The sequence below is a fragment of the Vibrio sp. YT-19(2023) genome, from assembly GCF_033337395.1.
The window spans coordinates 1-541 of record NZ_JAWOQN010001030.1; the positions used below are offsets into that span (position 1 = coordinate 1).

Annotated in this window: 1 protein-coding gene; it reads right to left on the minus strand. The window is 43.8% G+C overall.

The genetic code is table 11. The annotated features are described in order from the left end of the window. Window positions 1-290 precede the first annotated feature (290 nt). On the minus strand, window positions 291-541 hold a 251-nt coding region (locus tag R7E78_RS29840; RefSeq protein ID WP_411913792.1), incomplete at its 5' end, for a c-type cytochrome.

The window sequence follows — 541 nt, forward strand, 5'->3', positions numbered from 1 at the left end:
TCCTAAGAATACTCTGTTTTCACTAGACACGCTTGTTTTGATTCAGGAGTTTACGAGTTTCTTACTTTTGCAATCGCCGTGCGCATGTTGCTAAAACATGCTAAGCGACGCTGAAAAGTATGCAACATTTTACTGCTAGGGTTTGAAATTGGGAAGTCGTTACCGCATAGAAGTGGTTTGAGTGAAGCAAATGAAATGGTGATTTTTGGGATGAGGGAGAGAAAGAACCTGCCCAAGCATAGGGCAGGAATGTATATAAGGATGTAGCTATACGGCAAGCTCTAACGTTGCTACTCAACCGTTCCGCTTGCAAATGCGTTTTCACCTATTTGCTTACCGTTTAGTGTTTTGCCGTAGTAACCTTGGTGCTGGTGGTATTTTTCAGCATTTGCGGTGACGCTGCCTTTAAATCGAGGATCTTGTGGGCGTTCGTGACTATTGATGTACGCAGCAACATCCCATGCTTCTTGCTCAGTCAGCTGCACACTTTTTCCAAGTGGCATGTTCTCATAAATAAAATAGGCCGCAGTGTTAATGCGGT